We start from the raw sequence: 25,457 nt of genomic DNA, 5'->3' as shown, positions 1-25,457 counted from the left end.
GTTAATGCTCGCAAACTAACCGCCTTGCGTGACACTCTTTAGACATTAATCACCTTATCCAAAAAGTCCTGCAACCGGGGGCTCTGCGGATGATTGAAAATTTCATCCGGCTTCCCAGACTCCTGAATTTGACCATCCGCCATGAAGACGACCCGATCCGCCACTTCCTTCGCAAAGCCCATTTCATGGGTTACCACAATCATCGTCATTCCGTCAGCCGCCAGCTTCTTCATGACGTCCAACACATCACCGACCATTTCTGGATCTAACGCAGAGGTGGGTTCATCAAATAACATGATCTTGGGGTGCATCGCTAGCGCTCGTGCAATGGCCACCCGCTGCTTTTGACCACCAGATAACGACTTCGGCATCGCGTCAGCCTTATCAGATAGCCCCACCGTGGCAAGTAAATCGCGTGCCATCTTTTCAGCATCTTCCTGAGAGGATTTCTTCAATTGTGTCGGCGCTAACGTAATATTTTGCAGCACTGACAAGTGCGGAAAGAGGTTAAAATGTTGAAAAACCATCCCGATATTTTCTCGCACTAAGTTGATGTTAGTCCCCTTATCAGACAAATCATAACCACTAATCACGACCTGCCCTTCCGTTGGCACTTCCAAATCATTTAAGCACCGTAAGAAAGTACTCTTACCAGAACCTGATGGCCCAATCATACAAACAACTTCGTTATCCTGTACTTCTAGGTTTAACCCTTTCAACACTTCGTTATCCGCATAACTTTTGTGCAAATCTTTTACAATCACTTTAGCCATTAGTTGATCCTCCTCTGTACCCAATTAGACAACCATGTGAGTAACGTGATAATGATGAGATAGATTATCGCAATCATCAACCAGATCTTGAACCCTTCAAAGTTACGAGCAATAATCAACGTCCCAGTCTGGGTCAATTCAACGATCCCGATGACAGACAAGATCGAGGTATCCTTTAACGTAATAATAAATTGATTAATAAATGACGGAATCATAATTCGAATCCCCTGAGGCATAATAACTTTGCGCATCGCCTTCCAGTAAGGTAATCCTAATGAACGTGCAGCTTCCATCTGACCATCATCAACAGCCGCAAAACCACCTTTAACGAACGCTCCCGTATAAGCCCCTTCATTCAGCATCAGCGTAATCATCCCGGCAACAAACGCGGGAATCTTAAATCCATGACCAATCAGATCTGGAAAACCAATGTAGATGAAGAATGCGAGCACCATCAGTGGCATCCCCCGGAAAATGTAGATGATCGTGCTTGAAATGGCTGGACCAATTTTTCCTGGCATCACACCTAAGACGCCCAGTGCCAATCCCAAAATTGTGGCTAAAATAATAGAAATTACGGTTAACTCTAACGTCATCCACAAGCCGCTACCGATCGTTCCGAGGTTCTGGGTAAATAGACCCACGAAGGTCCGACTGCTTGCTGTCTCACCCGTTAAGGATGATTCACTGGAATGTAAATACTTATCAACAATTTTTTTGTAAGTCCCGTCCGCCTTAATCTCCTTGAGACCAGCGTTAAACTTCTTCAATAACTCAGCGTTCTTACCTTTTTTGACGGCAAAACCATAATCGCCCGCTGCGTATTGTTTTGAAACAATTTTCAGAGCGATACCGTTTTTGATTCCGTATGACATAACGGGATAATCCTCAAAACAAGCATCCGAATTACCAACTTTGACATCGTTATACATGTTATTAGAATCATTGAAATACTTGATTTTAAAACCATATTTACTCTGGAGTGTTTTGGCATAAGTCGCAGCCGCAGTCCCAGTCTTCAGCGCAACTGTCTTCCCCTTCAGATCACTGAAGGATTTGATCTTGCTGCCCTTCGCAACTGCCATGACCACACCTGACGTATAGTAAGGATTAGAGAAGTCAAACGTCTGTTTACGTTCCGGCGTAATGTTCATCCCCGCAATGACCCCGTCAACTTGGTCAGCACTTAATTGCTGGACAGCGGCGCCAAAGCTGATTGCCTTGAGCTGATAAGTAAAATGCTCTCTCTTGGAAATTGCCTTTAAAATATCAATATCAATGCCTTTATATGTACCGCCCTTAGCTTGAAACTCAAACGGTGCAAAGGTTGTATCCGTTGCAATGGTATAAGTTTTAGCCTGTGCTCTAGTACCGACTACAAACCAACTTCCCAATGCCGCTAACAACATGACGACCTCAACTTGCCATTTTTTCATCGACGAGACCTCCTAATTCACTCTACCGGATTGGTATGTCATAAAATATAACATAATTTAAGATTGGCGACCAACTCGTTTTATCATTTTATTTTAATTAATAATTAATGATTGCGGTACCATTATTAATTTACTTAATTTTATTAATCAATACGCAATCAATAATAAAGATTATGAGTAAATAAGCTCCTATTTACGTTTTTTAATTTGATGACCAAAAGCGCTCCACAGCGCGGTAATTTATGACATTTCTTTGCCAATAGTGGCTGAACTTCTTAGACTTCTAAACACAAAAAAACAGGACCATGACAAAAGTCATAGTCCCGTTCTGCATACCTAATATTAATGGCCGAAACGTGTTCCAAAAGCCAGTTGCCTCCGCTTAGCTACAAAAGCCAAACGATTGAAAAACACAATCATTCGTCTTTCTAGGCTATGCTCAGCAACTAATCAGCTTTGGTCACACTCTCGTTCTGCAACCGAATTAATAGTGTTTCATAACCCGATCAATCTGACGCTGTTGTTCACGTTTCTTAATATCTTGCCGCTTATCGTACTCACGTTTCCCGTGGGCTACTCCAATTAAGACCTTCGCAAACCCTTTTTTGAGATACATCTTAAGTGGAATAATGGTAACACCCTTTGTCTGGGTCGCTTCACCTAGCTTGCTGATTTCTTTCTTATGCAGCAAGAGCTTACGACTCCGCAACGGGTCAACGTTGAACCGGTTCCCCTCTTTAAATGGGCTAACATGAACATTTTGCATCCACGCTTCCCCATTTCTGATCTGGACGAAACCGTCCTTCAGGTTAACACGTCGATCACGAATAGACTTAATCTCTGTCCCAGTTAAAGCAATCCCTGCTTCATAGGTTTCTTCAACTGCATAATCATGACGCGCCTTCCGGTTTTGAGCAAGGGCAGTATCTGGATGCTTACCTCGTTGTTTTGCCATCGTCGCACACCACCTTACTTAAGCTTAACGCCGGTGATCGGTAGTCGACTGCCGACTGCTATTGCTTTTATTAGTACTACTACTGTGATTGTTACTACTATTGTTGTTACGGTGGTTGCCATTACCATTACTGCTACCATTACGACGGTCATTACTGCGACCACCACGTTGATTGCCATTGCGGTTATTGCTATTACCGTTACCACGATAGTTGCTGCTGTTACCACCACGACGGTTGTTACCACGATAGTTATCGTTGTGTTCCCGCTTTGGTAATAAGTCAGTCTTTGGTGCTTCTTCAGGGTTCAACAGTTTAAAGTCAACTTCACGCTGATCCTTATCGACCCGCATTAATTGAACCTTAACTTCTTGCCCAATTCTAAACGTCCGTTTTGTCTTACGACCAACTAACGCCAATTGTTTTTCAACGTATTCATAATAGTCATCGTCCATCGTACTGATATGAACAAGACCTTCGACCGTGTTTTCAAGTTCAACGAATAATCCAAACTTCATAACAGAATCAACGACAGCGTCAAACTTCTCGCCAACGTGATCTGCCATGTATTCGGCCTTCTTCATTGAGTCAACGTCACGTTCCGTATCGATCCCACGACGTTCGTTGAGCGACGTTGTTTCCGCAATGTTAGGTAAGTTATCACGATACTTAGCACGTGCATCTTCACCCGTACCGTTTTCAGCATAATGCCGAATCAAGCGGTGCACCATCATATCCGGATAACGCCGAATTGGTGAGGTAAAGTGCGTGTAGTATTCTGCAGCTAACCCAAAGTGACCAAGCGACTGGTCTGCGTACCGAGCCTGTTTCATACTCCGTAACATCATTACAGAAACCATGGCTTCTTCTGGCTTGCCAGCAACCTTCTTCAAGACGTCTTGCAACATCTTAGGCTTAACATCCTTAGAACTCCCCTTAACGTTAACGCCAAAGTTCGTTACGAATTCGAAGAAGCTTAACATCCGGTCACTATCAGGTGTTTCATGGACCCGGTAGATAAATGGTACTTTCAATAAGCTGTAATGTTTAGCAACGGTTTCGTTAGCTGCTAACATAAAGCTTTCAATCATCCGTTCAGCTAAACCACGAACCCGCAATTGAATGTCAACTGGGTGGCCAACTTCATCGACGATAATCTTTGCTTCGTTGTCATCAAAATCAATGGCCCCACGGTGACGACGGTTCTTGTACAGAATCCGGTGTAAATCACCCATCGTGTCAAACATTTCAACTAAGTCAGCGTATTTTTCACGTGTCTTAGGGTCGTGAGCTTCCAAGATCTGGTTAACGCCATCGTAAGTCATCCGGGCGTGTGAACGAATCACACTCTGGAAGATCTTGTTACTGATGATTTCACCATTTTGATCAATTTCCATCTCACAACTCATAGCTAAACGTTCAACATCAGGATTCAATGAACAGATTCCGTTAGATAAACGACGTGGCAACATTGGAATAACCCGGTCCGTCAAGTAAACTGACGTTCCACGCTTGAATGCTTCACGATCTAGTTCAGAATTTTCAGTGACATAGTGGCTTAACGTCAGCAATGTGAACCCCTAAGTGGAAGTTCCCATTTGGTAAACGCCAAGCAACAACGGCATCATCCAAGTCTTTAGATTCAGCGCCATCAATTGTAACCAATGGTTGGTCCGTAATATCAACGCGGCCGGCCTTGTCTTCTTCCGTCACGTAATCAGGAATCCGGTTAGCTTCATCCGTCACTTCTTCAGGGAAGGCAGATGGTACGTCGTGTTGGTATACAACCTGTAAGACGTCCATCCCAGGATCATCGACACTACCGATGACCTGCTTAGCAATCCCAACAATGCGCGTTGGGTGCTGTGCGTCAGGATAAGACGTAACTTCGGTGATAACAACTTCACCCTCGGTTGGGTGTAAGCCTTGTTCCGTAACGAATAATTCGTACTTAGAAAGCTTCTTATCCTTAATTGCAACGGAACCAATGATGCCATCTTCATCAGTGCTAGGCGTAAAGGCCCCAACAATCTGGGTGTAGTTACGCTTAACGATGCCGACGATCTTACCTTCGGGACCGCGATCTGAACCGGGACGAGCTGGTCGAATAATTTCAACCGCCACATCATCACCAGTGATCGCAAATTGCGTGTTATCAGGGTTAATGTAGATATCAGGTAATTCTGGATCGTAACGTACGAAACCGAACCCTTTATCATTGCCGTGGAAAGAACCTTCGACCGTTTTAGTGTCTTGCACTAATTTGAAATGATCGTGGTCATCGGTACTAACCAATTTTTTACGTTCCATATTCGCAAGTTCTTTCACTAGGAAAGTAAAGGCGCTTGCGCCTGTAAAATGCAGTTCATTCGTTAATTGTTCGACACTATAAGTGCGATCCGGATGGGCCTGCAAAAAAGTCAGGATTTGTTCTTGTAAGTTTGCTTCTGACATTATTTACCTCATTTTATAAATATTTTTTTAAGTATGTTAAGACATCTTGTTCTAATTGATGGTGCGCTGTGTTGACGGTAATCACGTGGCCACTGTCAGCATACCAGTGAAAATCTACTGGTAACTGGTTGGCAAGCAGCTGATCTCGCAACCGTTCAGCGACCGTGGCATCAATCAATTCATCTTGACCACCCTGACCAATAAAAAATGGTCGCGTTAACTGCGATAATTGCGCAGTCACTTGGGTCGCTGTAAAGTCATTGATTGCTTGTAACTGCTGGGCAACTTGCTCAGGCAGCGCTGCTAAAATCTGCGCCTGAGTTGCTGCCGCTAATTGACTATGCGCCAATTGATGCTGGCTTAAAGTCACAAACATCTCTGCGACTTCACTATGATTACCATTAAATAGTGGCGAACTAAAGGTTCCACCACCTAGTAATTGAGCATCCCGTTCCAAGGCAGCTGTTGCAAAAACCCCACCTAGTGAGAGCCCGAAGATACTAATTTTAGTATAGCCTTTTTGACGCATAAATGATATTGCTTGTTGGGTATCTTGCCACCACTGTGCGGGTGATTGTCGCAGAATATCACGAGGGTCACCCGTTGCATGGCCGCTGAATTGGGGCCCGTAAACGGTATAGTTGGCACGCTCCAATGCTCGACCAAGCATTCGAACATCATTGGCACTACCCGCATAGGCATGCAGTAAAATGACGGCGTGTTCACCATGTTCAAAGTAAAATGGTTCAGGTTGTTTAAACACATTCACACCTGCCTTAAAAAAAATCCTCCTGAAATCACAGGAGGACGGTCAATTACTTCGATGAGTACCATGCTAAAGCTAACGCTAGGACAAAGAAAAGAATCCCTAATACCACGGTAACTTTCTGCATGAAGGCTTCAAAACCACGGGGCTTCTGCTTGGCAAACAAGTCATCAGCACCACCAGTTAATGAAGACATGGCATCATTGGTTTTTGATGGTTGCATCATTACCGCAATAATAATTAAGACGGAAACAACCAATATTAACGTTAACAATAAATTATACAAGAATTGTGCCTCCTAAAGAGTCCGCTATGTCTATAACAATTTAACATATTTTCCCTTATTTTTCCAGTCTCAGCCACAATTCATTGATTTATTCAGTCATCAAGGCGTAGCCAAGGTTAAATGATCAATCTGTTGGCGAATCCACGCTCGATTGCTACGGTCTGTTAGAACAATCAACGTGTCACCCGCTCGCATCAAAGTATCGCCATGTGGAATCACTTGACGCTCACCCCGACGAATTGCAATCAGTAAAGATTCTACCGGCCATTTAAAATCACGAACTTGATGACCTTCCAGTGGTGAGCCTTCAAAAACAGGAAATTCCAATCGATCTTGGACCCCACTGTGTTCAGGCTGCCGTGGCTGAATCAACTTTTCAAGCAAGGCTTCGTAAATTGGTGCCCCACCTAATAGGTCAACAACCAAGTAGGCGGTCATCGCAACCACTGCTAATGGCATCAAATGATGTAATGTCCCGACCATTTCAGTGATCAGCAGGATAGCTGTAAATGGCGCTTTCCCAATCCCCGCAAAGTAGCCGGCCATAGCAAAAATAATAAAGTTAGGAATAAACTGAGCTGGCATCCAGCCTAGCGATACCATCGTTTGGGCGTAAATGGCACCTAGAATTGCCCCCAACGAGAGGATCGGCAAGAAAATCCCACCTGGAAGTCCTGAACCGTAAGATACGGTTGAAAAGGCGAACCGTAAGACAAAGATGCCAATCAGAATTAATAGTGCGGGCGTTACCGACGCAATATTCAAAATCACGGCGTTACCCCCACCCAATAGTTGGGGCCACATTAGCCCGATTGGAATCACTAATAGAAACGGGATCAAGCCGTCTAACCAACTTGGTAGTCGTAATTTAGCATACCAACTCGGCATCGTTAACGTCACGCTTTGGTAGATGTACCCGAAGATACCCAGAAAAACCCCCAACCCGATGAGGTTGCCATACTGACTCAATGGTAAGTTATGACCATACGGAATGTGTAGGACCGGCACCAAACCAAAAAAGTTCAGTGAAATAAAATTGCTAGCAATTGCGCTCGTTAGCGCCGTTGTCCAAATAATCGGTGAAAAATTATGATAAATTTCTTCTAGTACAAATAGCGTGCTCGCAATTGGTGCGTTGAACGCTGCTGATAATCCAGCAGCGGCCCCACCAGCAATCAAGGAACGACGATCTGCTCCCGTCTGGTGCAACTTTTCAGCAACCCCTTGACCAACCGTTGCCCCTAGTTGAATTGACGGTCCTTCGCGGCCAAGAAATAAGCCAGAGCCGATTCCGAGAATACCACCTACGAACTTGCGCCACAACACTGGCCACCAAGCGTAATCCAACTCACCAGCCAGTTGACCTTCAACTTGGGGAATCCCTGATCCCTTAATATCTGGCACTTGCTTAACAAGCCAGCCAACAAGCACAGCAACAACAATGGTCAGTAACACCCACGGAATCACTAATAATGGTTCAGTCTTCATCAGACCGTACGCCCACTGAACAAATTTCAATCCAAATTCAATACAGAAACGAAACAGACTCACGATTACGCCGGCTAAAATACCAACAATCAATCCCCGACCAATGGCACCTAAGCGAGTGAAATCGAAACGGTGTTTAATGCTACGTGCTGGTTGTCTCACAATCTCCGCCCCCTAATCACCAAGTAGTTGGCCTAACCGTTCTCGTAACGTCTCCCAATCCACAGCTTGGCCTCCTAACAAAGCCCGTATCTGATCAGGGCCATCAGCTCGCACCAACAATCCCACTAGGAGATCATCGGCAAGTGATGCCGTCTGGTAAGTGTCTTTAAATCCCGCCAATAAATCTGGTTCGTTATCAAAGGCCTTTAAGATAATTGGCACTAGTTCAGCCTGTCGAAATCCTTGATGAGCCGTACTGAAGTGACGTACGCCCAACTGACCACTAGTCACGATAAAGTTCTCACCAATCAAGTTACCATGTATAAAGCAATTGGGCGTTGTTGGATGAGCTGCTAGCCATGCGGTACGTGCCGTTACAAATTCAGAACCGAACACGTTCCAATCCGCAGCTGGTTCAGCTATCTGACTAAACGTCGCAACTTCGCCATTCAGTTGGTTTAACAACGTCCCAATCTGCCGTCCCAGAGTAGACTTAGCAAGTGGTTCGGCCGTGAGAATAAAGTTAGTAAGGCTAACACCCTGCAACGGTTGGTAAATCACATAGTAAAACTGGTAAGCATCAAAGATAAAACCAGCGTGTAACAGTTTGGGCGCACCTAGCTGTAATCTGCTCATCCGAGTCAGACTAAAACGCTCGGTTTGATAATACTCGCGCGTTTCAGGCAAGACATTGCTTGGAGGAAAAATTGCAATCTGCGTGGTTCCCACCGTAAAGACTGCTGTTAACGGATCAGCTTCAACTTCGGGCGTTTTAAACGGTTTGTTTTCACTTAAATAAATTTGCTTGATCAGTGGCTCAAAGGCTTCGGCATTTTGGCTAAGTACCTGCCAATCTGACCATTGATTAATCTTTTGTTGAAAATAGTCCATAGGTTGCGCTCCTTCTCAAATTCACATGTTCCTATTCTACCACGACATTCAGCTTCACACTGTGATCCTCTATTAATGATTTTATTATATTTATGTATAATAAAAACGCCGCCCCGAGGGAACGACGTTTTCATTCAGAAAGACAAATTACTTGTTAGTAATAGTAGTACGTGCAGCTTCGTCTAAGTTGTAGAAGCCGTGGATACCCTTGTATTCTGAAGTAGTTTCAAGTTGGTCTTCGATACGCATTAATTGGTTGTATTTAGCAATCCGTTCAGTACGACTCATTGAACCAGTCTTGATTTGGCCAGCGTTCATTGCGACAACTAAGTCAGCAATGGTTGTGTCTTCGGTTTCACCAGAACGGTGAGAAACGATGGCAGTGTAACCAGCTTCTTTAGCCATTTCGATAGCTTCAACAGTTTCAGTTAAAGTACCGATTTGGTTAACCTTGATTAAGATTGAGTTAGCAACGCCCATCTTGATCCCCTTTGCAAGGTAGTCAGTGTTAGTAACGAATAAGTCATCACCAACGATTTGAACTTTCTTGCCAAGCTTTTCAGTAGCCATTTGCCAGTCTTCCCAGTTGTTTTCATCCAAAGGATCTTCGATTGAAACGATTGGGTACTTGTCAACAATGCTGTCAAGTAAGTCAACGAATTCTTCGGCAGTAAATGATTGACCATTTTCGCCTTCACCCTTTAAGTCATACTTGCCAGTTTCTGTGTTGTAGAATTCTGAAGCAGCACAGTCGAAGGCGATTGCGATATCTTTACCAGGCTTGTAGCCGGCACGTTCGATAGCTTCAACCAAGATTTCGAATGGTTCTTCGTTGTTCTTCAAGTCAGGAGCGAAACCACCTTCATCACCAACAGCAGTAGAGTAACCGCGTTCGTTTAAGATAGATTTCAAGTTGTGGAAAGTTTCTGAACCCATACGGATAGCTTCTTTAACTGAAGAAGCACCAACAGGCATGATCATGAATTCTTGGAAGTCAACGTCGTTGTTGGCATGTGCACCACCATTGATAACGTTCATCATTGGAGTTGGTAAGACGTGTGCATTGAAACCACCAAGGTAGTTGTATAATGGCATTTCAAGTTCGTCAGCAGCAGCACGTGCAGCGGCAATAGAAACACCCAAGATAGCGTTGGCACCTAACTTAGCTTTGTTAGGAGTACCATCTAACTTGATCATTGCTTGGTCAATGGCGCGTTGGTCAGTTACATCGTAACCAACGATTTCTTTGGCGATTAACTTGTTAACATTGTCAACGGCCTTAGTAACACCCTTGCCCATGAAACGACTCTTGTCTTCATCACGTAATTCAACGGCTTCATGTTCACCAGTTGAGGCACCTGAAGGAACGATACCGCGACCAAAAGCACCAGTTTCAGTGTAAAGTTCAACTTCAACAGTTGGGTTACCGCGTGAGTCTAAGACTTCGCGAGCATAAATATCTGTAATAATAGACATTAATTTATCTCCTTAAGATTGGCTTGATTTTGTTTCACAATAATTGTAGAAGTTTGTTGACCAACATGCAATAGCTAATTACTAGTTATTTTGGTAGTTAACAAGTTCTAAGAATGAAGCTGGTTCTAATGAAGCACCACCGACTAAACCACCGTCGATATCTGCTTTACCCATTAATTCGTTAACGTTGGCTGGCTTAACGCTACCACCGTATTGAATGCGAACTTTGTCGGCAACTTCTTGTGAGTAAAGACCAGCAACAGTCTTACGAACAACCGCACAAATTTCTTGAGCTTGGTCACTTGTAGCAGTCTTACCAGTACCGATGGCCCAGATTGGTTCGTAAGCAATTACTAATGAACTAACTTGGTCAGCTGATAAGTCTTTTAAAGCAGCCTTGATTTGGCCAGCAACCCATGATTCTGCTTCGCCAGCTTCACGTTGTTCCAACGTTTCGCCACAGCAGACAATAGGAGTCATGCCATGTTTGTAGATAGCATGAGCCTTCTTGTTGATATCTTCATCAGTTTCGTGGAAGTATTCGCGACGTTCTGAATGACCGATAACAACGTAATCAACGCCTAAATCAGCTAAAGCGGCTGGTGAAGTTTCACCAGTAAATGCGCCAGCATCTTCAAAATAAGCATTTTCAGCAGCAATCTTTAAGTCAGTACCCTTAGCAGCTTCAACCATTTCTTGTAAGAAAAGGGCTGGGGCAGCAACAACTGATTCAACTTGTGATGCAGCTGGTACTTGATCCTTAACTGCGTTTACGAAAGCTAAAGCTTCGCTAGCAGTTTTATTCATTTTCCAGTTACCTGCAATAATAGGTGTACGCACGATAAATCTTCCTTTCGGAGAACAGATTATTTGTTAGAAATAGCAGCGATACCAGGTAATTCCTTACCTTCAAGGTATTCAAGTGAAGCGCCACCACCAGTAGAGATGTGGGTTAACTTGTCGCCAACGCCAAGTTGCTTAACAGCGGCAGTTGAGTCACCACCACCAACAATGGTCGTTGCGTCTGATAATGTACCTAAGAATTCGCCTACTTCAAGGGTACCCTTGGCGTAGTTGCTCATTTCGAAGACACCCATTGGTCCGTTCCAAACAACAGTCTTAGCGTCGCTTAAAACGTTCTTGAATTCTTCGATTGACTTAGGACCGATATCTAAGGCCATGTAGCCATCAGGAATGGCACCATCAACGATTTTGTGAGGAACATCGTTATCAAATTTTTCAGCAACAACTGAATCACTTGGTAAGACCAACTTGTCGCCGGCCTTTTCGATGATTGACTTAGCTAATTCAATCTTGTCTTTTTCAACAAGTGAGTTACCAATTCCCATGCCTTTAGCAGCGTAGAAAGTATAAGTCATCCCACCACCGATGATGATCTTGTCAGCTTTGCTGATTAAGTGATCAATAACACCGATCTTATCAGAAACCTTGGCACCACCTAAGATAGCAACGAATGGATGTTTTGGTGAATCAACAGCATCACCTAAGAATTTGATTTCTTTTTCCATTAAGAAGCCGGCAGCAACTTGTTCCATGTTTGAGGCAATCCCAACGTTTGAAGCGTGGGCACGGTGAGCAGTCCCGAAGGCATCGTTAACGTAGACGTCACCAAGTGAAGCCCAGTACTTGCCTAATTCAGGGTTGTTACCAGATTCGCGCTTAACTTGTTCGCCGTTAACAACATCTTCGAAACGAGTGTTTTCAACAACTAAGACGTCGCCGTCATTCATGTTGTTGATAGCAGTTTCAAGTTGTTCGCCTTCAGTAACTGGTACGAAGGTAACAGGCTTGTTTAACAAGTTTGAAAGACGTTCTGCAACGGGACGTAAGCTTAAGCCCTGTTTGTCGTCTTCGCTCTTAATACGACCTAAATGTGAGAATAAGATGGCCTTACCATCATTTTCAATCACATATTTGATCGTTGGTAAAGCAGCAACGATACGGTTGTCATCGCCGATTTTGCCGTCTTTAATTGGAACATTAAAGTCGACACGAATTAAAACTTTTTTATCTTTAACATCTAAATCTGAAACGATTAATTTAGCCAAGTTAAAATCCTCCTAGAATTCGTGACTTTCTTAATAAAAAAACGGCAAGAGGAGTTTTGCCTCCCCCCGCCGTCAAAACCATATGCGGTTTTAAAGTTATTAACTATCTAACGGATTAGAGAGTAGCAAACTTCAATAAAGTACGTACCATTTGGCAAGTGAAGCCGTATTCGTTATCGTACCAAGCAACAGTCTTAACTAATTGGTTTTCACCATCAGAAGTAACTTCTGTTTGAGTAGGATCGAAGATTGAACCGAAAGTAGTACCGATAACATCAGATGAAACAATTTCGTCTGCATTGTAACCGAATGATTCGTTACCTTCAGTGTACTTCTTGATTGCGGCGTTAACTTCGTCAGCAGTAACTTTCTTGTCTAAGATAGCAACTAATTCAGTCAATGAACCGTCAACAACACCAACACGTTGTGCATGGCCTTGTAACTTGCCTTGTAATTCTGGGATAACTAAGCCAAGAGCTTTAGCAGCACCAGTTGAGTGAGGAATAGTGTTAACAGCAGCAGCACGGGCAGCACGGAAGTTACCACCACGTACAGGGCCGTCAAGCAACATTTGAGTTGAAGTGTAAGCATGGATAGTAGTCATAGTAACAACCTTGATACCAAATTCTTTGTTTTCAAAGAATGCTAATGGTGCAAGACAGTTAGTAGTACATGAACCAGCAGAAACGATACGGTCATCTGCAGTTAAGATGTCATCGTTAACGTTGTAAACGATGGTCTTTAAGTCAGCACCGGCTGGAGCTGAGATTAAGACACGCTTTGCACCAGCGTCTAAGTGAGCTTGTGCTTTGTCTTTTGAAGTGTAGAAACCAGTACATTCAAGTACAAAGTCAACACCGTCGTTCTTAACCCAAGGAATGTTTTGTGCTTTAGGTTCAGCGTATACACGGTAAGTCTTACCGTTAACGATGATTGAATCATCAGTAGCTGAAACGTCAGCATCTAAAGTACCATGAGTTGAGTCATACTTCAAAAGGTGAGCCAACAATGCAGGTGAAGTTAAATCGTTAATAGCAACAACTTCGATATCACTTGACTTTGCACCAAGTTCTAAAATACGACGGAATGCTAAACGACCGATACGTCCGAAACCATTAATACCAATTTTTACAGACATACTATAATTTCCTCCTCGTGGAAATAAAAAGTTTTATTTTAAAAAGCAACTTCACTATAGAAGATTACTTCTTTAAAATCAAGTTAGCGGCACCTTCATCCGTGATTAAACACGTCTGTTTCGGTGCGATATTTCTCATATACGCGGCGATTGCGGTAGCTTTTGAAGCACCACCCGCAACGGCGAGTATAATCTTCCTCTCGGCCAGTTCTCCGATTTGCAAACCAATTCGTGGAATTCGGTAAACCACGTTACCCTTCTCATCGAAAAAGTAACCAAAGGCTTCACCAATCGCATTGCGACTGCGTAACACCTTAATCTGATCCTCCGACATATCCCGGCGATGTGCCATCGCAATGGCATCACCGATACTATGCACAACCACATTAGCTTGCCCAATAATCGCCAACACCTCTTGGATACTTGGTTCCTTGAGAAGTGGTTCATATGTTCGTTCACTGACCTGTTCTGGCACAAACAACGAACGGAATTTACCGCCAGTATGCTGTGCCATTTGGGACGCAATCGTGTTAGCTTGAATCGCAACCGATTCACCAACACCACCACGTGCCGGAACAAATAACAAATCACGTTTATAACCTAATTTATCAGTTAAGTGATTCGCAACATGCTCCATGGTGTGACCACCCATTACTGCAAAGATGTTATGCCCTTCAGGCAATAACTGCTGTAACAACTGATTCACTTCTTCGCCCATGGTCCCAATGACTTTCAACTGTTGATCAGAGTCACCAGAAACAATAACGCACCGCTCAATATTGAACAGTTGTGCTAATTGTCGTTCCTTTTGACGGATTCCCATCAACTCATCCATAAAGTGACTTAGTCCGAGTAACACGTCCTGACCCTGTTGGGTAATTTGCATACCTGACTTGTTCGTCATAATCAAATCAAGCTTGCGCAAAGTATCCGTTTCAGTTCGTAACGTTCGCTCACTAACACCTAATGTCTGGGCTAACAGTCGACGTCCAACTGGGGCCATCCAATTAATGGTTCGCAAGACTAAGTACCGATGACTCAGCATGTCAACCATATCTGGGGCAATTGCCTCAATCCATTGAATATCTGAATGCATGACATCCAACCTGCTCTCTAGTGGGACGGATCTGGTCCAGCTATGTCAAAAAACGACCCAAAGACTTTAAAAAACAAAGCACACAACTCAAATTCACTAAGGAAATCACTGTTGCATACCTCTCTTACCACAACATGAATTATAACAGGTTCATGGGGTGGTTGCAAATGAAAGCTAATGTCGATCATAACCGATTGGTCGAATTAACAAGTTTTATTTTTGTTCGGTTCTCAAGTACTGTTTCCGTTTAGAAGAAGACGGAATGTTAAGATTTTCGCGATATTTTGCAACTGTACGTCTGGAAAGTTCGATATTGTCCGCATTAAGAATTTCAACAATTTTTTGGTCTGAAAGCGGTTTTTCTTTGTTTTCTTGCTCAACCAACGCCATAATTCGGTGCTGAACACTGTCAGCAGAGACCACTTTACCACCCGTGGGACGTTTCGTGACCGCTTGGGTAAAGAAACGTTTAAGTTCGAACATACCAAAATCAGTTTGAATATACTTACCATTGATACTACGACTGATCGTCGACTCATGAACTTGAAGCTGCTGAGCAACATCCCGTAGTAATAATGGTTGTAGATCCGTTGTTTTTTCTAAGAAGAAATCCGCTTGCCGCTCAATAATCGTGGCACCAACTCGAAAAATCGTGGCTTCCCGTTGCTGCAAGCTACTGGCAATCCACTCATACTCAGACTGCTTTTCCTTTAAGTATTCCGTGACTTCCCGATCATCATGCTTTCCCATCTGCTGATAGTAGTGTTCCCGGAACTTAACAACTGGCTGAGCCATCGATGCCGTCTTTAACTTTAGTTCACCCTGCTGATTGGTGACCACCAGATCTGGGAAAATATAGCCGGTCGTTTCTTGCCCCACTGCAGCCCCAGGAACGGGCGTCAACGTACGTACATAGTCATAGATACTCGAAATATCAGCTAATTCAACTTGATACTTTTTGGCGAGCACATCCCATTGACGATTTACCAATGCATCGAAGTTCTCTTCTAATATGATATAGGCTAAATTAGGCGCATGATCGTCGTTTTCAGTCTGTAACATCAATGCTTCTTGTAGGTTACGGGCCCCAACACCAGGTGGATCAAGCTGCTGTAGTAAAGTAATCGCATCTAACAATTCAATTGACGTTGCATCCGTTTCCTGTCGAATCTGCTCCTCATTGATCCGCAGATAACCATTAACATCCACGTATTCTATCAAATCTAAAACAATGTGCCGCAAATGAGTATCACGCATCGTTAAATGGATTTGGTCTAATAAATATTCAAATAATGAATGTTGGTTAGAGGTCGACACACGTTCAATAAAATCAGCTTTCGCCGTAACGTTACTTGCAGCATTCAAACTAGCGTGATTATTATTCCAATTAGTATCCACATCGATCAAAGGATTTTCCAGCGCCTTTTGCGTCAAAAAATCGCGTAGTTCTTCAACGTTGAACTGCAGCATTTGAATTGATTGCTGTAGCCGCTGGGTCATTGCCAGTTTCTGCGACTGTCGTTGCTGCTGGCGAAAGCCCTGTCCTAATGCCATACGAGGTCCCTCCCAAAATAAGTTTTTATGTAAAACCCTTGTGTTTTTATCCATTATCAGCTAAAATAAAACATATTGTTTAGGCGCCCGTAGTGTAATGGATCGCACGTAAGATTCCGGTTCTTGAAATGGGGGTTCGATTCCCTCCGGGCGCATCAGTTAGCTGAGAAATTGTTCTCAGCTTTTTTATTACTCATAATGTCATCTATCGTTGGCCTATACCAGTTATAACTCCATTATAGTAACTGAATTTAAACCGAATCACAAGTATCACGCTTACTACCATACTAATGAATCAACGCATTACTATATTCATATAAAATGCTCTGTCCACAATGGCGACTCACATCGTCATCCGTTGTGTGATTCATTCGTCTAATTACTGTTTAGGATTTAAACCCTTCCACTAATTTTGGCGGTAAAAAAAGAGATTGGGTTCACCCAATCTCAAGCCGTATATGATAGAAACCTAAGTATACCACGTTACCTGCTAAAACGGAATTTTGTTTTTGAGGTTTTTCTTTTGACCTTCACTGACCTTAGGGGTAAACTACATTTATATTAGCAATCAGCTAATCATACTATTGCAACTATTAGGAGGCTAACAACTATGTATCCAGTTCCTACAGTTATTGAACAGTCATCACGCGGCGAACGTGCCTATGACATTTACTCACGACTATTAAAGGACCGTATCATCATGTTATCCGGTCCCATTGAAGATAACATGGCTAATGCGATCATCGCACAATTACTCTTCTTGGATGCCCAAGATTCAGAAAAAGACATCTACCTTTACATTAACTCACCAGGTGGTGTGGTTACAGCCGGTTTAGCCATTTACGATACCATGAACTTCATCAAATCTGATGTTCAAACAATCGTTATGGGTATGGCAGCCTCAATGGCCAGTGTCTTGGCATCTTCCGGTACTAAGGGCAAACGTTTTGCGTTACCTAACTCCGAAATCTTGATTCACCAGCCATCCGGTGGTGCTCAAGGTCAACAAACTGAAATCGAAATCGTTGCTGAACAAATCTTGAAGACTCGTAAGCAGATCAACCAGATTTTAGCTGACAATTCGAACCAGACCGTTGAGAAGTTGAACCACGATACTGAACGTGATAACTACCTTTCAGCTCAAGAAGCTAAAGACTATGGTTTGATCGATAACATCATGGAAAACAATAACTTAAAATAGATTAAACGGCTAAGTTAAAAGCTTAACTTCAATCTAAAAAAAGCAGACAGGAAGTTCTCATGTTGAGAATTTCCTGTCTGTTTTCATTTATCATGCTTTATTACCTTTGATAGACCTGGCCAACGTCTTAGCAAAGTCTGTTAACTTGGTTGGTCCTAATACCGGTTGATGTAGCCGATAATCAGCATAAAAGTCAGCATCCCGTTCATACGCATACATTTTAACCATCTGTTCTGCAAACATTGGCCGAGCACCACTTGCCAGCATGCCCCGTAACATTTGATCATCACTAATCTGTACTGCCTTTAAATCAGGCATACCAATTGCCTGACCCAAAGTATCCGCAATTGTTTGCCAGCTAACCTCATCACTGGCAACATACTGACTTGTAATACCATTTTGAGGTTCTGTGAGTGCTTGGAAAACTATTGGGACAATATCTTTTGGTGCCACCCATGACTGCGGTTTGTCCAATGCACCACTGGTATAAATCACATGTTCAGCTTTAATCGACGCTAAGTTGGCAAATAGGTTGTAGTACATCCCGGTTGGGCGAATAAACGTCAAGTTAGCATCCATCAAGCCAGCAGTTAAGGTCTGTTCAATAATCTGATAAACGTGTAATGCGCCAACTTCCGGCCCTAGATTAGCACCAACGCTACTCAGGTTGACAATATTTTTGACATCCGCTGCTTGAACCGCTTGAACATAAGTATCAGCTTGTCGTTTTCCAGCTACAAAGACGTCAGCGTCTTCAGTGGCTGCAGTAATCATCAAATAAATTGCATCGGCACCCGAAAAAGCCCGTGTTAAAAAGGCAACATCCGCTATACTGCCGATTGCGGGGATTGCGTCTAAAGCTTTAATTTCATCAGCACGCTTGGGGTTGTGGCTAATTACCGTAACTGTATGTCCAGCAGCGACTAATTGTTCCGTTAATGGTCGACTAATGTGTCCTAAAGATCCTGTTAAAGTAATTTTCATATTAATACGCTCCTCTTAAAATATAAGTCTATCTTTAATGCAAAATCATTATAAGAGATAGACTTATATTTTGTCAACTGTTAAACTTAACTTAATTAATAAAGGAGCTTTTGAAATGAAACTGAAGGACGAACAAAAATATGACCGGCTGATTCAAGCCGCTGTTACAGTCTTAGCTCAAGGTGGACTAGCAAATTTCTCAACAACTAAGGTTGCTAAGGCTGCTGGCATCCCACAATCAAACGTCTATATTTACTTCAAGAACAAGCAATCCTTACTAGAGGCCGTCTTCCAAACCACGATTCATCAGGAAAGTATCGCCGTTGTTCAAACTATCGACACTAAGCGGTCACTACCGGAACAAATCGTCGCTAGCATCAGCGCCTTATATCGCTTTTGTTTAGCTGAACCAGAAGTTGTTGCTGCGATTCAGGTATTGACTGAGGATATTGCTACGAAACAAACCATGCATTTAAAACGTGATGATACTGCCAATCAACAAATCCAAACCATGCTAACTGATGGCGTGGCCACTGGAGTACTGCGCAAAACTGATTTAAACCTATTACGGTACTTTCTAACGCGCCCTGTCTTTCGGTTTGCGGAAGGCGTTCGCCAAGGACTATACACGGACACCCCGAAAAACCTGACTGACCTAACTAATATGATTATGGGTGCTGTATTACTCCCAGCCACCTATCAAAACTGGTTAATCACTAATGACTAAACTTAGTTGCTACGTCTAAATAGCTATCCAATTTAATATTCAACCTGGACAAAAAAGGTGCCCCGAATAAACCGGGACACCTTTTAAAAGCTAACTATTTAGTCATATAAGCGTACTTGTAATTCCACTGCGTACCGGCCGTGTTATGAATAATCCCCTTGGCCTTCGGATTCTGTAAATAAGAATAAACTGTTTGGTAAAGTGGTGTAATTCCTTGATCCTGCATAATCGTCTTTTCGGCGCTGATCATATCTTGCCAGCGTGCATTGACGTCATTAGCATCTTGGTTTTGGGCCTTGTTAACCAGTGAGTTATAAGTACTACTGTTGTACTTACCATAGTTATAACCACTGTTGCTGGTCATAATCTGCAAATGTGAGATTGGATCATTGAAGTCCGCACCCCAACCACTAAGGTACATGTCAAAGTCACCACTCTGTGCGCGACTCGATGCTACCTTTGATGGAATATTGGATAAGTTGATCGTCAAACCACTGAGATTCTTCTCCAATGCTGACTTCAAATATTGTGAGATTGGCTTGTTAGGTTCGTCGTTAGAAGTTAACAGATTGATCGATAACTTCTTGATCCCCGTCTCCTTCAAACCTTCAGCCCATAACTTCTGTGCCAATTTCTTATTGTATGAGGTTGAATTTGCAACCGTTGATTCATCCGCAAAATCCTTACCAGTCTTAGGATCATTGGCTAGATTTTGTGGCACAAACGTCTTAGAGGTCGTTGAGGCATCCCCGATAACATTCTTAACTAAAGTCTTCCGGTTGATCGACAATGAAATCGCCTGTCGAATCTTTTGGTTATTCAGTGCCTTCTTGACCGTCGCGTTACTGTCTTGGAAATTGTAGACCATGAACGCCGTAATTGAATAAGGGTACGTCGTGTAATCACTATTGGTCTTCATGTTCTTAACTTGTTCGCTTGCTAACTGCGTAAGATCCAGTTTCTTTTCTTGGAACAAGTTAAGCGTGGTGGTCGTACTTTCGTTGACGCTGTAATTGATCTTTTGTAGATGAACGACTTTCTTATCCCAATACTGGTTATTCTTAACGTATTGCCAGCTATTGTTGGTCCCCGTCCATCCGGTTAGCTTAAATGGGCCACTATACAACATGTACTGTGCCTTAGTGGCGTACTTGCTACCCCACTTCTTAACAGCTGCTTCGCTGATAGGTCCAAACAATGGGTAAGTCATTAATTTCTTAAAGTATGAGATTGGCTTATCAAGTGTCACGATAAAGGTATGTTTCCCCTGAGCCTTAACACCCAATGTACTTGGTGCCTTTTTACCAGCTACGATGTCATCCGCATTCTTCACACCAGAGAATAAGTAAGCGTACTGTGACTTAGTGGCTGGCGTAACGGTTCGTTTCCACGAGTAGACAAAGTCTTGCGCCGTAATTGCTGAACCATCACTCCACTTGGCATCCCGGATCGTAAAGGTATAGGTCTTCCCATCCTTAGAAACCTTACTTGATTTAGCCAAACCAGGTGTGATGCTCCCGTTCTTGCCTAATCGGTATAGACTTTCAAAAAGATTACCCGTGCTCCCATAACCAGACATGTTCGAAATATCAATTGAATCTAGTGAACTGGGATAAGATAGATTTAAAACTTGGCTACTGGCATACTTACCGCTGCCAGTACTTTGACTACTCTGATTCCCACAAGCTGCCAACACCGTTACTAATACTAAACTGAAAATAACTGCTAATACTGAGCGCTTCTTCAACCCACTCACTCCTTTATTTTTACCCTAATTTACTTACCCTATCGGTACTAAACAAAAAACGCCTGCCCAGGAATCTCGTCAGATTCCAAGCAGACGTTTCAAAATTAACGTTTTAAGCTCATACCCGTTAGTTTTGATGCAGAGACGCTTGTAATTTAACGCAAATAGCCATGTTGTTAGTTAAACAACATGGACAGCAAGTCATTGATTTGGTTGCTAAAATTTGCATAATTAGGTCTCTCCGATTTTATAAGATGTGTTCAGTATAAATTCAGTTACTTACTTTTGTCAAGTAGATTTAAACAAAAAAATCATCCTTTAGTAACCGGATTCACATATTTTCAGACTAAACAGGGCTGCGACAAAAGTCACAGCCCTGTTTAGTCTATTTTCGATGTTAATAGTCGAAACGTGCGCCACCAAGTCAGTTTGTTCCGCTTAACCCGAAATCAGTGACCATTCCAAAGCCCGGAATAATCGCTGATTCCACGTTAATGCTCGCAAACTAACCGCCTGGTGGGCACTCTGCTTTACGCGTCCTTTTGCAACTGTTCCGCAAACTGATTAATCTTCCGTAACCGGTGATTAATACCGGACTTAGAGATTGGCCCCCCTGGTACGAGGTTGCCCAATTCCTTCAGACTAACTTCACGGTGTTCTAGCCGGGTCACCGCCACCTCTTGTAACTTAGGTGGCAATTGCGTCAGGCCAACCGTCTCATCGATCAACAGAATATTCTCAATCTGTTTACTGGACGCATTAGCAACCTTATCCATGTTGGCATTTTCACAGTTCACTAAACGATTAACTGAATTACGCATATCTCGCATGATCCGGACGTCTTCAAACTTCAACATCGCGGTAGTTGCACCAATTAACGACAAAAAGTCCGCAATCTTTTCAGCTTCCTTGATGTACGTAATAAAGCCACCCCGCCGGTCAGTTGTCCGCGAATTCAAATCGTACTGATTCATCATCTTGGAGATCATCCCATTATGTTCTTCATACAGGGAGTAAATTTCCAGATGATAACGCGAAGTTTCCGGGTTATTGACGGATCCGCCCGCTAAAAAGGCGCCCCGCAAATAAGACCGTACCGCCGCATCATCCGTGAGGACTTCCGTCGGTGCCACTTCTACAATCTGGTAATCCTTTAAGATTCCCAGATCTTCCAACACCATATCGGTCCCAGTTTTGAGCCGCACAATGTACAGATTATTTTTATTGAGTTTCATTTTACGACGAACAATCAGTTCACTGTCGACATCATAAAACTGTTTGAGTAGCCGGTAAATACGCCGCGCGATGGCCGGATTTTCCGTCTGGATATTCAGAATGAAGTGGTGATTAGCAAGACTAATCGCCCCATTCATTCGAATCAAGGCCATTAATTCTGCCTTGGCATTCTCGCGATGGACAGCGAGGTTAGTTAGTTCTTTCTTAACGTCACTGGCGTATGACATGGCACGCCTCCTATCTTAAAATGTCAGAATGACCAACTAAGTTCATCAATTCTGCGACAACTTGATCCCCATCATGGAAAGCCCCGTTATCCCGTAACTTCAAAAAGTTAGACGAAATCACGCGACAATTTTGCTCCCGTAGCCCCCGAAAATCATGGCTAACTTGGCGCGAAACTTCGTTGAATTTATGGAAGTCCATATAATCATCTGGTACTTTTTCCGTATTGACCAGCACCGTATTAATAAAATTCTCACCTAAGTGGCGGTTCAATACGCGAACGTGATCCGCATCGGAAAAGTTATCCGTTTCACCCTTTTGCGTCATGATATTACAGATATAAACGACCTCGGCATCAGACGCACAAACGGCCCGACCAATATTATCAATCGTTAAATTAGGCAAAATACTGGTAAATAAACTACCAGGTCCCAAGACGATTTGATCAGCTTCCATGATTGCGTCAATAACGGGCTTAACGGCTTCAGGCTTATTGCCATCTTTATCCGTAACCCAGACTTTCTCTAGCGACTTGTGAGCTGCCGTAATCTCAGCCTCACCGACTAATTCAGTCCCGTCGCTAAACTTACCGTGTAGCGTGAGCGCCTCATTAGCTGCCGGATAAACGTGGCCGTCGATCTGCATCATGCTGGACAATTCTTGGACCGCATCAAACACACCGGACTTCATCTCAGTCAGCGCAGCAATAATTAAGTTACCGATCGCATGACCCGCAAAGAACTGGTCATCACCTTGGAAACGATATTGGAAAATATCTTTATAGAGGTGTGGCAGGTGCGATAACGACACCATAACGTTACGAATATCACCAGGTGGCACGACGTTAACGTAATTTCGAATAATACCCGATGAACCACCATCATCAGCGACCGTAACTACCGCGGTAATGTCAACAGCTTGTTTGCGCAAGCCATTAAGAACGACTGGTAAACCAGTCCCCCCACCAATCACCACAATTTTAGGCCGCTGGGTCTTAAATGTGTATTTTCTCATGAGCGATTAACAGTTTCCTTTCGTTTGTCGATGTCACGATGGCTGATGTGAACCGTATAGTTCTTAGCCAAGGCTTCACCGATGCGTTGGGACAACGCGACTGAGCGGTGTTGCCCACCGGTACAGCCAATTGCAACCGTCAAACTCGTTTTACCTTCAGCCTCATAGCCGGGCATAACACTTTCGAGCATCCCTAGAAATTGCTGATAAAAACTTTCGGTCGCTGGCTGCTGCATGACGTAATCCGCCACAGGCTTATCCAAACCAGTTTGATTTTTTAATTCAGGAATATAGTACGGGTTAGGTAAGAAACGGACGTCCATAACAATATCCGCATCAATTGGTAAACCGTACTTAAATCCAAACGACAACATTTCCACGTGGAAAGTCTCGTCTTGATTGATTTCAAATTTGCTGAAAATCGATTCCCGTAATTCACGGGGTGTCAACGTCGAGGTATTAATGACGTACGAAGCCCGATCCTTTAAAGGCGCTAGTAATTCGCGCTCTTTTTGTACTCCGTCCATAACGCGTCCATCCATTGCTAATGGGTGTGAACGCCGGGTCTCCTTGTAACGTGAAACCAATTCTTCATCGGATGCGTCCAAAAAGAGAATCCGTGTCGAAACAAAATCAGTATTGTCCAGGTTCGCTAACATGTCCATGATTTCATCATAGAAAGCACGTGACCGTAAATCGATTACGAGCGCTACCTTAGCGATTTTTCCAGACTCTTCAACTAATTCTGAGAACTTTGGCAATAAAGCTGGCGGCATATTATCAATGCAAAAATAGCCGAGATCTTCAAAACTCTGAACAGCGACGGTCTTACCTGCGCCACTCATTCCAGAGATAATTACTAATTGTAATGATTCTGCCATGCTGTATTCGCTCCCTTTAGTCCATATTGTTAGCAGTATAGCACACCGGGTGTGTCATTTCTACTAACGTGCTACATTCCATCCGTTAATTAGCCTAATTAATAATAAAAATTGGCACCCGTCTCATACTAACGACGCATCCCAATTCCTAATTAAAGTCTAAATTTTTGGTTGTTAGTTACGGCGGGCAAACGCAATCAAGATTGCGTTGATTCCAAAGACTGCAAAGTAGAAACTAACTAACACATTGATGCTGACAACCGCGATCATTGGGTTGACAACTAACAGTAATCCCAATGCCAAACTGATAATATCTAAAATCAATGAAAGAACAAAGTAACCCGTTCCAAATACCCGTAAATGTGAAACAACGGTCAATCGTTCAATTGAGTCAATTAAGAACCAGAATGCAAAGACGTAACCCAAAATCAAAACGCCAGTTGGTGCGTGGAACAAGAATAGCAATCCCACTAAAATATCAATAATGGCAAAGACTAGTGCGAAATTAGCTCGCAGACCAGTTTCTCGACGTAACTTTGTGTACCCACCAATCGTGGTAATCCCACTAATAATAGCGGCAATTGCGAATAAGATTACCATACTCAGTAGTGCTGCTTTGGGGCGTTGGATGACGAAGTAGGCGGCAATCAAAAAGATAACACCCGTCATAAATTCGGTCCAATCAAAACCCCATCGATGATCATTAAACATAAAAGTAACATCTCCCAAAACTGTATTAATATCATTTTACCAGTTAATGTAAGAGTTTCCAATTTTTCCGACAGATTTTAGCTTACCTTAATTAGTTGAAACCAAAAATACAGTAAAAGGACCGTGACCTTTTACCGTATTACAACTATATAATAGCAAAAACGTGCGCCATAAGGCAGTTTGTTCCGT

At 43.1% G+C, this 25,457-nt stretch carries 21 protein-coding genes, 1 tRNA gene and 1 pseudogene; 3 read left to right on the top strand and 20 right to left on the bottom strand.

From position 1 onward, the window contains the following. Positions 1-38: 38 nt before the first annotated feature. The 14 genes and pseudogenes from ACG95_RS02710 to rpoN form a co-directional block, all read right to left on the bottom strand. The gene (locus tag ACG95_RS02710; protein WP_047999026.1) at positions 39-773 is read right to left on the bottom strand and encodes an amino acid ABC transporter ATP-binding protein; all 735 of its coding nucleotides are present in this window, start codon (positions 771-773) and stop codon (positions 39-41) included. Further along, on the bottom strand, positions 773-2,209 hold the full coding sequence (locus ACG95_RS02705; protein ID WP_047999025.1) for an amino acid ABC transporter substrate-binding protein/permease: 1,437 nt from the start codon (positions 2,207-2,209) through the stop codon (positions 773-775). The genes ACG95_RS02710 and ACG95_RS02705 overlap by 1 nt, the downstream gene beginning before the upstream one ends. 484 nt (positions 2,210-2,693) lie before the next feature. Next, entirely contained in the window at positions 2,694-3,164 is a 471-nt protein-coding gene (smpB, locus tag ACG95_RS02700) for an SsrA-binding protein SmpB (protein ID WP_047999024.1), read from the bottom strand. A 24-nt stretch (positions 3,165-3,188) separates the two neighbouring features. After that, a pseudogene (gene rnr, locus ACG95_RS02695) lies at positions 3,189-5,616 on the bottom strand (ribonuclease R). Between the two features lie 13 nt (positions 5,617-5,629). After that, on the bottom strand, positions 5,630-6,379 hold the full coding sequence (locus tag ACG95_RS02690; protein WP_047999052.1) for an alpha/beta hydrolase: 750 nt from the start codon (positions 6,377-6,379) through the stop codon (positions 5,630-5,632). A 52-nt stretch (positions 6,380-6,431) separates the two neighbouring features. Then, positions 6,432-6,668 carry a preprotein translocase subunit SecG gene (secG, locus tag ACG95_RS02685; RefSeq protein ID WP_047999023.1) on the bottom strand — a complete coding sequence of 79 codons (237 nt, stop codon included), beginning with the start codon at positions 6,666-6,668 and terminating at the stop codon, positions 6,432-6,434. A gap of 99 nt (positions 6,669-6,767) precedes the next feature. Beyond that, positions 6,768-8,318, bottom strand: coding sequence for a ClC family H(+)/Cl(-) exchange transporter (locus tag ACG95_RS02680; RefSeq protein WP_173425501.1), 1,551 nt, complete (start codon positions 8,316-8,318; stop codon positions 6,768-6,770). Positions 8,319-8,330: 12 nt separating this feature from the next. Continuing rightward, positions 8,331-9,209 carry a hypothetical protein gene (locus ACG95_RS02675; RefSeq protein ID WP_047999022.1) on the bottom strand — a complete coding sequence of 293 codons (879 nt, stop codon included), beginning with the start codon at positions 9,207-9,209 and terminating at the stop codon, positions 8,331-8,333. A gap of 147 nt (positions 9,210-9,356) precedes the next feature. Further along, positions 9,357-10,685, bottom strand: a complete 1,329-nt coding sequence (gene eno / locus ACG95_RS02670; protein WP_047999021.1) for a phosphopyruvate hydratase — start codon at positions 10,683-10,685, stop codon at positions 9,357-9,359. Between the two features lie 81 nt (positions 10,686-10,766). Next, on the bottom strand, positions 10,767-11,525 hold the full coding sequence (tpiA, locus tag ACG95_RS02665) for a triose-phosphate isomerase (RefSeq protein ID WP_047999020.1): 759 nt from the start codon (positions 11,523-11,525) through the stop codon (positions 10,767-10,769). A gap of 26 nt (positions 11,526-11,551) precedes the next feature. Next, positions 11,552-12,754, bottom strand: coding sequence for a phosphoglycerate kinase (locus tag ACG95_RS02660; RefSeq protein WP_047999019.1), 1,203 nt, complete (start codon positions 12,752-12,754; stop codon positions 11,552-11,554). Between the two features lie 115 nt (positions 12,755-12,869). Beyond that, positions 12,870-13,892, bottom strand: a complete 1,023-nt coding sequence (gene gap / locus ACG95_RS02655) for a type I glyceraldehyde-3-phosphate dehydrogenase (RefSeq protein ID WP_047999018.1) — start codon at positions 13,890-13,892, stop codon at positions 12,870-12,872. A 64-nt stretch (positions 13,893-13,956) separates the two neighbouring features. Beyond that, positions 13,957-14,988 carry a sugar-binding transcriptional regulator gene (locus ACG95_RS02650; protein WP_047999017.1) on the bottom strand — a complete coding sequence of 344 codons (1,032 nt, stop codon included), beginning with the start codon at positions 14,986-14,988 and terminating at the stop codon, positions 13,957-13,959. A 213-nt stretch (positions 14,989-15,201) separates the two neighbouring features. Continuing rightward, positions 15,202-16,542 carry an RNA polymerase factor sigma-54 gene (gene rpoN / locus ACG95_RS02645; RefSeq protein WP_047999016.1) on the bottom strand — a complete coding sequence of 447 codons (1,341 nt, stop codon included), beginning with the start codon at positions 16,540-16,542 and terminating at the stop codon, positions 15,202-15,204. 83 nt (positions 16,543-16,625) lie between these two features. Here rpoN and ACG95_RS02640 point away from each other — a divergent pair. Continuing rightward, positions 16,626-16,697: transfer RNA gene (locus tag ACG95_RS02640), tRNA-Arg, on the top strand. Between the two features lie 455 nt (positions 16,698-17,152). Beyond that, positions 17,153-17,743: an ATP-dependent Clp endopeptidase proteolytic subunit ClpP gene (gene clpP / locus ACG95_RS02635; RefSeq protein WP_047999015.1), complete on the top strand. Its 591-nt coding sequence runs from the start codon at positions 17,153-17,155 to the stop codon at positions 17,741-17,743. 90 nt (positions 17,744-17,833) lie between these two features. On the opposite strand, the gene ACG95_RS02630 is transcribed toward clpP, so the two are convergent. Further along, positions 17,834-18,727 (bottom strand): NAD(P)H-binding protein, encoded by an 894-nt coding sequence (locus ACG95_RS02630; protein ID WP_047999014.1) that lies wholly within the window; start codon positions 18,725-18,727, stop codon positions 17,834-17,836. Positions 18,728-18,842: 115 nt separating this feature from the next. Between ACG95_RS02630 and ACG95_RS13915 the strand changes: the two genes are divergently transcribed. Further along, a complete protein-coding gene (locus ACG95_RS13915) occupies positions 18,843-19,454 on the top strand; it encodes a TetR/AcrR family transcriptional regulator (protein WP_053072635.1) in 612 nt (203 codons plus the stop codon). 94 nt (positions 19,455-19,548) lie between these two features. Here the strand turns inward: ACG95_RS13915 and ACG95_RS02620 are convergent, their stop codons facing one another. The 5 genes from ACG95_RS02620 to ACG95_RS02600 form a co-directional block, all read right to left on the bottom strand. Continuing rightward, positions 19,549-21,201 carry a peptide ABC transporter substrate-binding protein gene (locus tag ACG95_RS02620; protein ID WP_047999013.1) on the bottom strand — a complete coding sequence of 551 codons (1,653 nt, stop codon included), beginning with the start codon at positions 21,199-21,201 and terminating at the stop codon, positions 19,549-19,551. 530 nt (positions 21,202-21,731) lie between these two features. Continuing rightward, entirely contained in the window at positions 21,732-22,664 is a 933-nt protein-coding gene (gene whiA / locus ACG95_RS02615) for a DNA-binding protein WhiA (protein WP_047999012.1), read from the bottom strand. 10 nt (positions 22,665-22,674) lie between these two features. After that, a complete protein-coding gene (locus ACG95_RS02610) occupies positions 22,675-23,676 on the bottom strand; it encodes a gluconeogenesis factor YvcK family protein (RefSeq protein ID WP_047999011.1) in 1,002 nt (333 codons plus the stop codon). Continuing rightward, positions 23,673-24,557, bottom strand: coding sequence for an RNase adapter RapZ (gene rapZ, locus ACG95_RS02605; protein WP_047999010.1), 885 nt, complete (start codon positions 24,555-24,557; stop codon positions 23,673-23,675). The genes ACG95_RS02610 and rapZ overlap by 4 nt, the downstream gene beginning before the upstream one ends. Positions 24,558-24,731: 174 nt before the next feature. Next, positions 24,732-25,268, bottom strand: a complete 537-nt coding sequence (locus ACG95_RS02600) for an HdeD family acid-resistance protein (RefSeq protein ID WP_047999009.1) — start codon at positions 25,266-25,268, stop codon at positions 24,732-24,734. Positions 25,269-25,457 lie beyond the last annotated feature (189 nt).

The organism is Lactiplantibacillus herbarum (assembly GCF_001039045.1).
GTDB classification, from domain to species: domain Bacteria; phylum Bacillota; class Bacilli; order Lactobacillales; family Lactobacillaceae; genus Lactiplantibacillus; species Lactiplantibacillus herbarum.
This window is presented reverse-complemented; position numbering and strand designations above follow the sequence as displayed.

Bases quoted from the DNA above. Each gene is read 5' to 3' on its own strand.
- ACG95_RS02710 (WP_047999026.1), bottom strand. From the start codon at position 773: ATGGCTAAAGTGATTGTAAAAGATTTGCACAAAAGTTATGCGGATAAC.
- ACG95_RS02705 (WP_047999025.1), bottom strand. From the start codon at position 2,209: ATGAAAAAATGGCAAGTTGAGGTCGTCATGTTGTTAGCGGCATTGGGA.
- smpB (WP_047999024.1), bottom strand. From the start codon at position 3,164: ATGGCAAAACAACGAGGTAAGCATCCAGATACTGCCCTTGCTCAAAAC.
- ACG95_RS02675 (WP_047999022.1), bottom strand. From the start codon at position 9,209: ATGGACTATTTTCAACAAAAGATTAATCAATGGTCAGATTGGCAGGTA.
- eno (WP_047999021.1), bottom strand. From the start codon at position 10,685: ATGTCTATTATTACAGATATTTATGCTCGCGAAGTCTTAGACTCACGC.
- gap (WP_047999018.1), bottom strand. From the start codon at position 13,892: ATGTCTGTAAAAATTGGTATTAATGGTTTCGGACGTATCGGTCGTTTA.
- ACG95_RS02650 (WP_047999017.1), bottom strand. From the start codon at position 14,988: ATGCATTCAGATATTCAATGGATTGAGGCAATTGCCCCAGATATGGTT.
- rpoN (WP_047999016.1), bottom strand. From the start codon at position 16,542: ATGGCATTAGGACAGGGCTTTCGCCAGCAGCAACGACAGTCGCAGAAA.
- clpP (WP_047999015.1), top strand. From the start codon at position 17,153: ATGTATCCAGTTCCTACAGTTATTGAACAGTCATCACGCGGCGAACGT.
- ACG95_RS02630 (WP_047999014.1), bottom strand. From the start codon at position 18,727: ATGAAAATTACTTTAACAGGATCTTTAGGACACATTAGTCGACCATTA.
- ACG95_RS13915 (WP_053072635.1), top strand. From the start codon at position 18,843: ATGAAACTGAAGGACGAACAAAAATATGACCGGCTGATTCAAGCCGCT.
- whiA (WP_047999012.1), bottom strand. From the start codon at position 22,664: ATGTCATACGCCAGTGACGTTAAGAAAGAACTAACTAACCTCGCTGTC.
- ACG95_RS02610 (WP_047999011.1), bottom strand. From the start codon at position 23,676: ATGAGAAAATACACATTTAAGACCCAGCGGCCTAAAATTGTGGTGATT.
- rapZ (WP_047999010.1), bottom strand. From the start codon at position 24,557: ATGGCAGAATCATTACAATTAGTAATTATCTCTGGAATGAGTGGCGCA.
- ACG95_RS02600 (WP_047999009.1), bottom strand. From the start codon at position 25,268: ATGTTTAATGATCATCGATGGGGTTTTGATTGGACCGAATTTATGACG.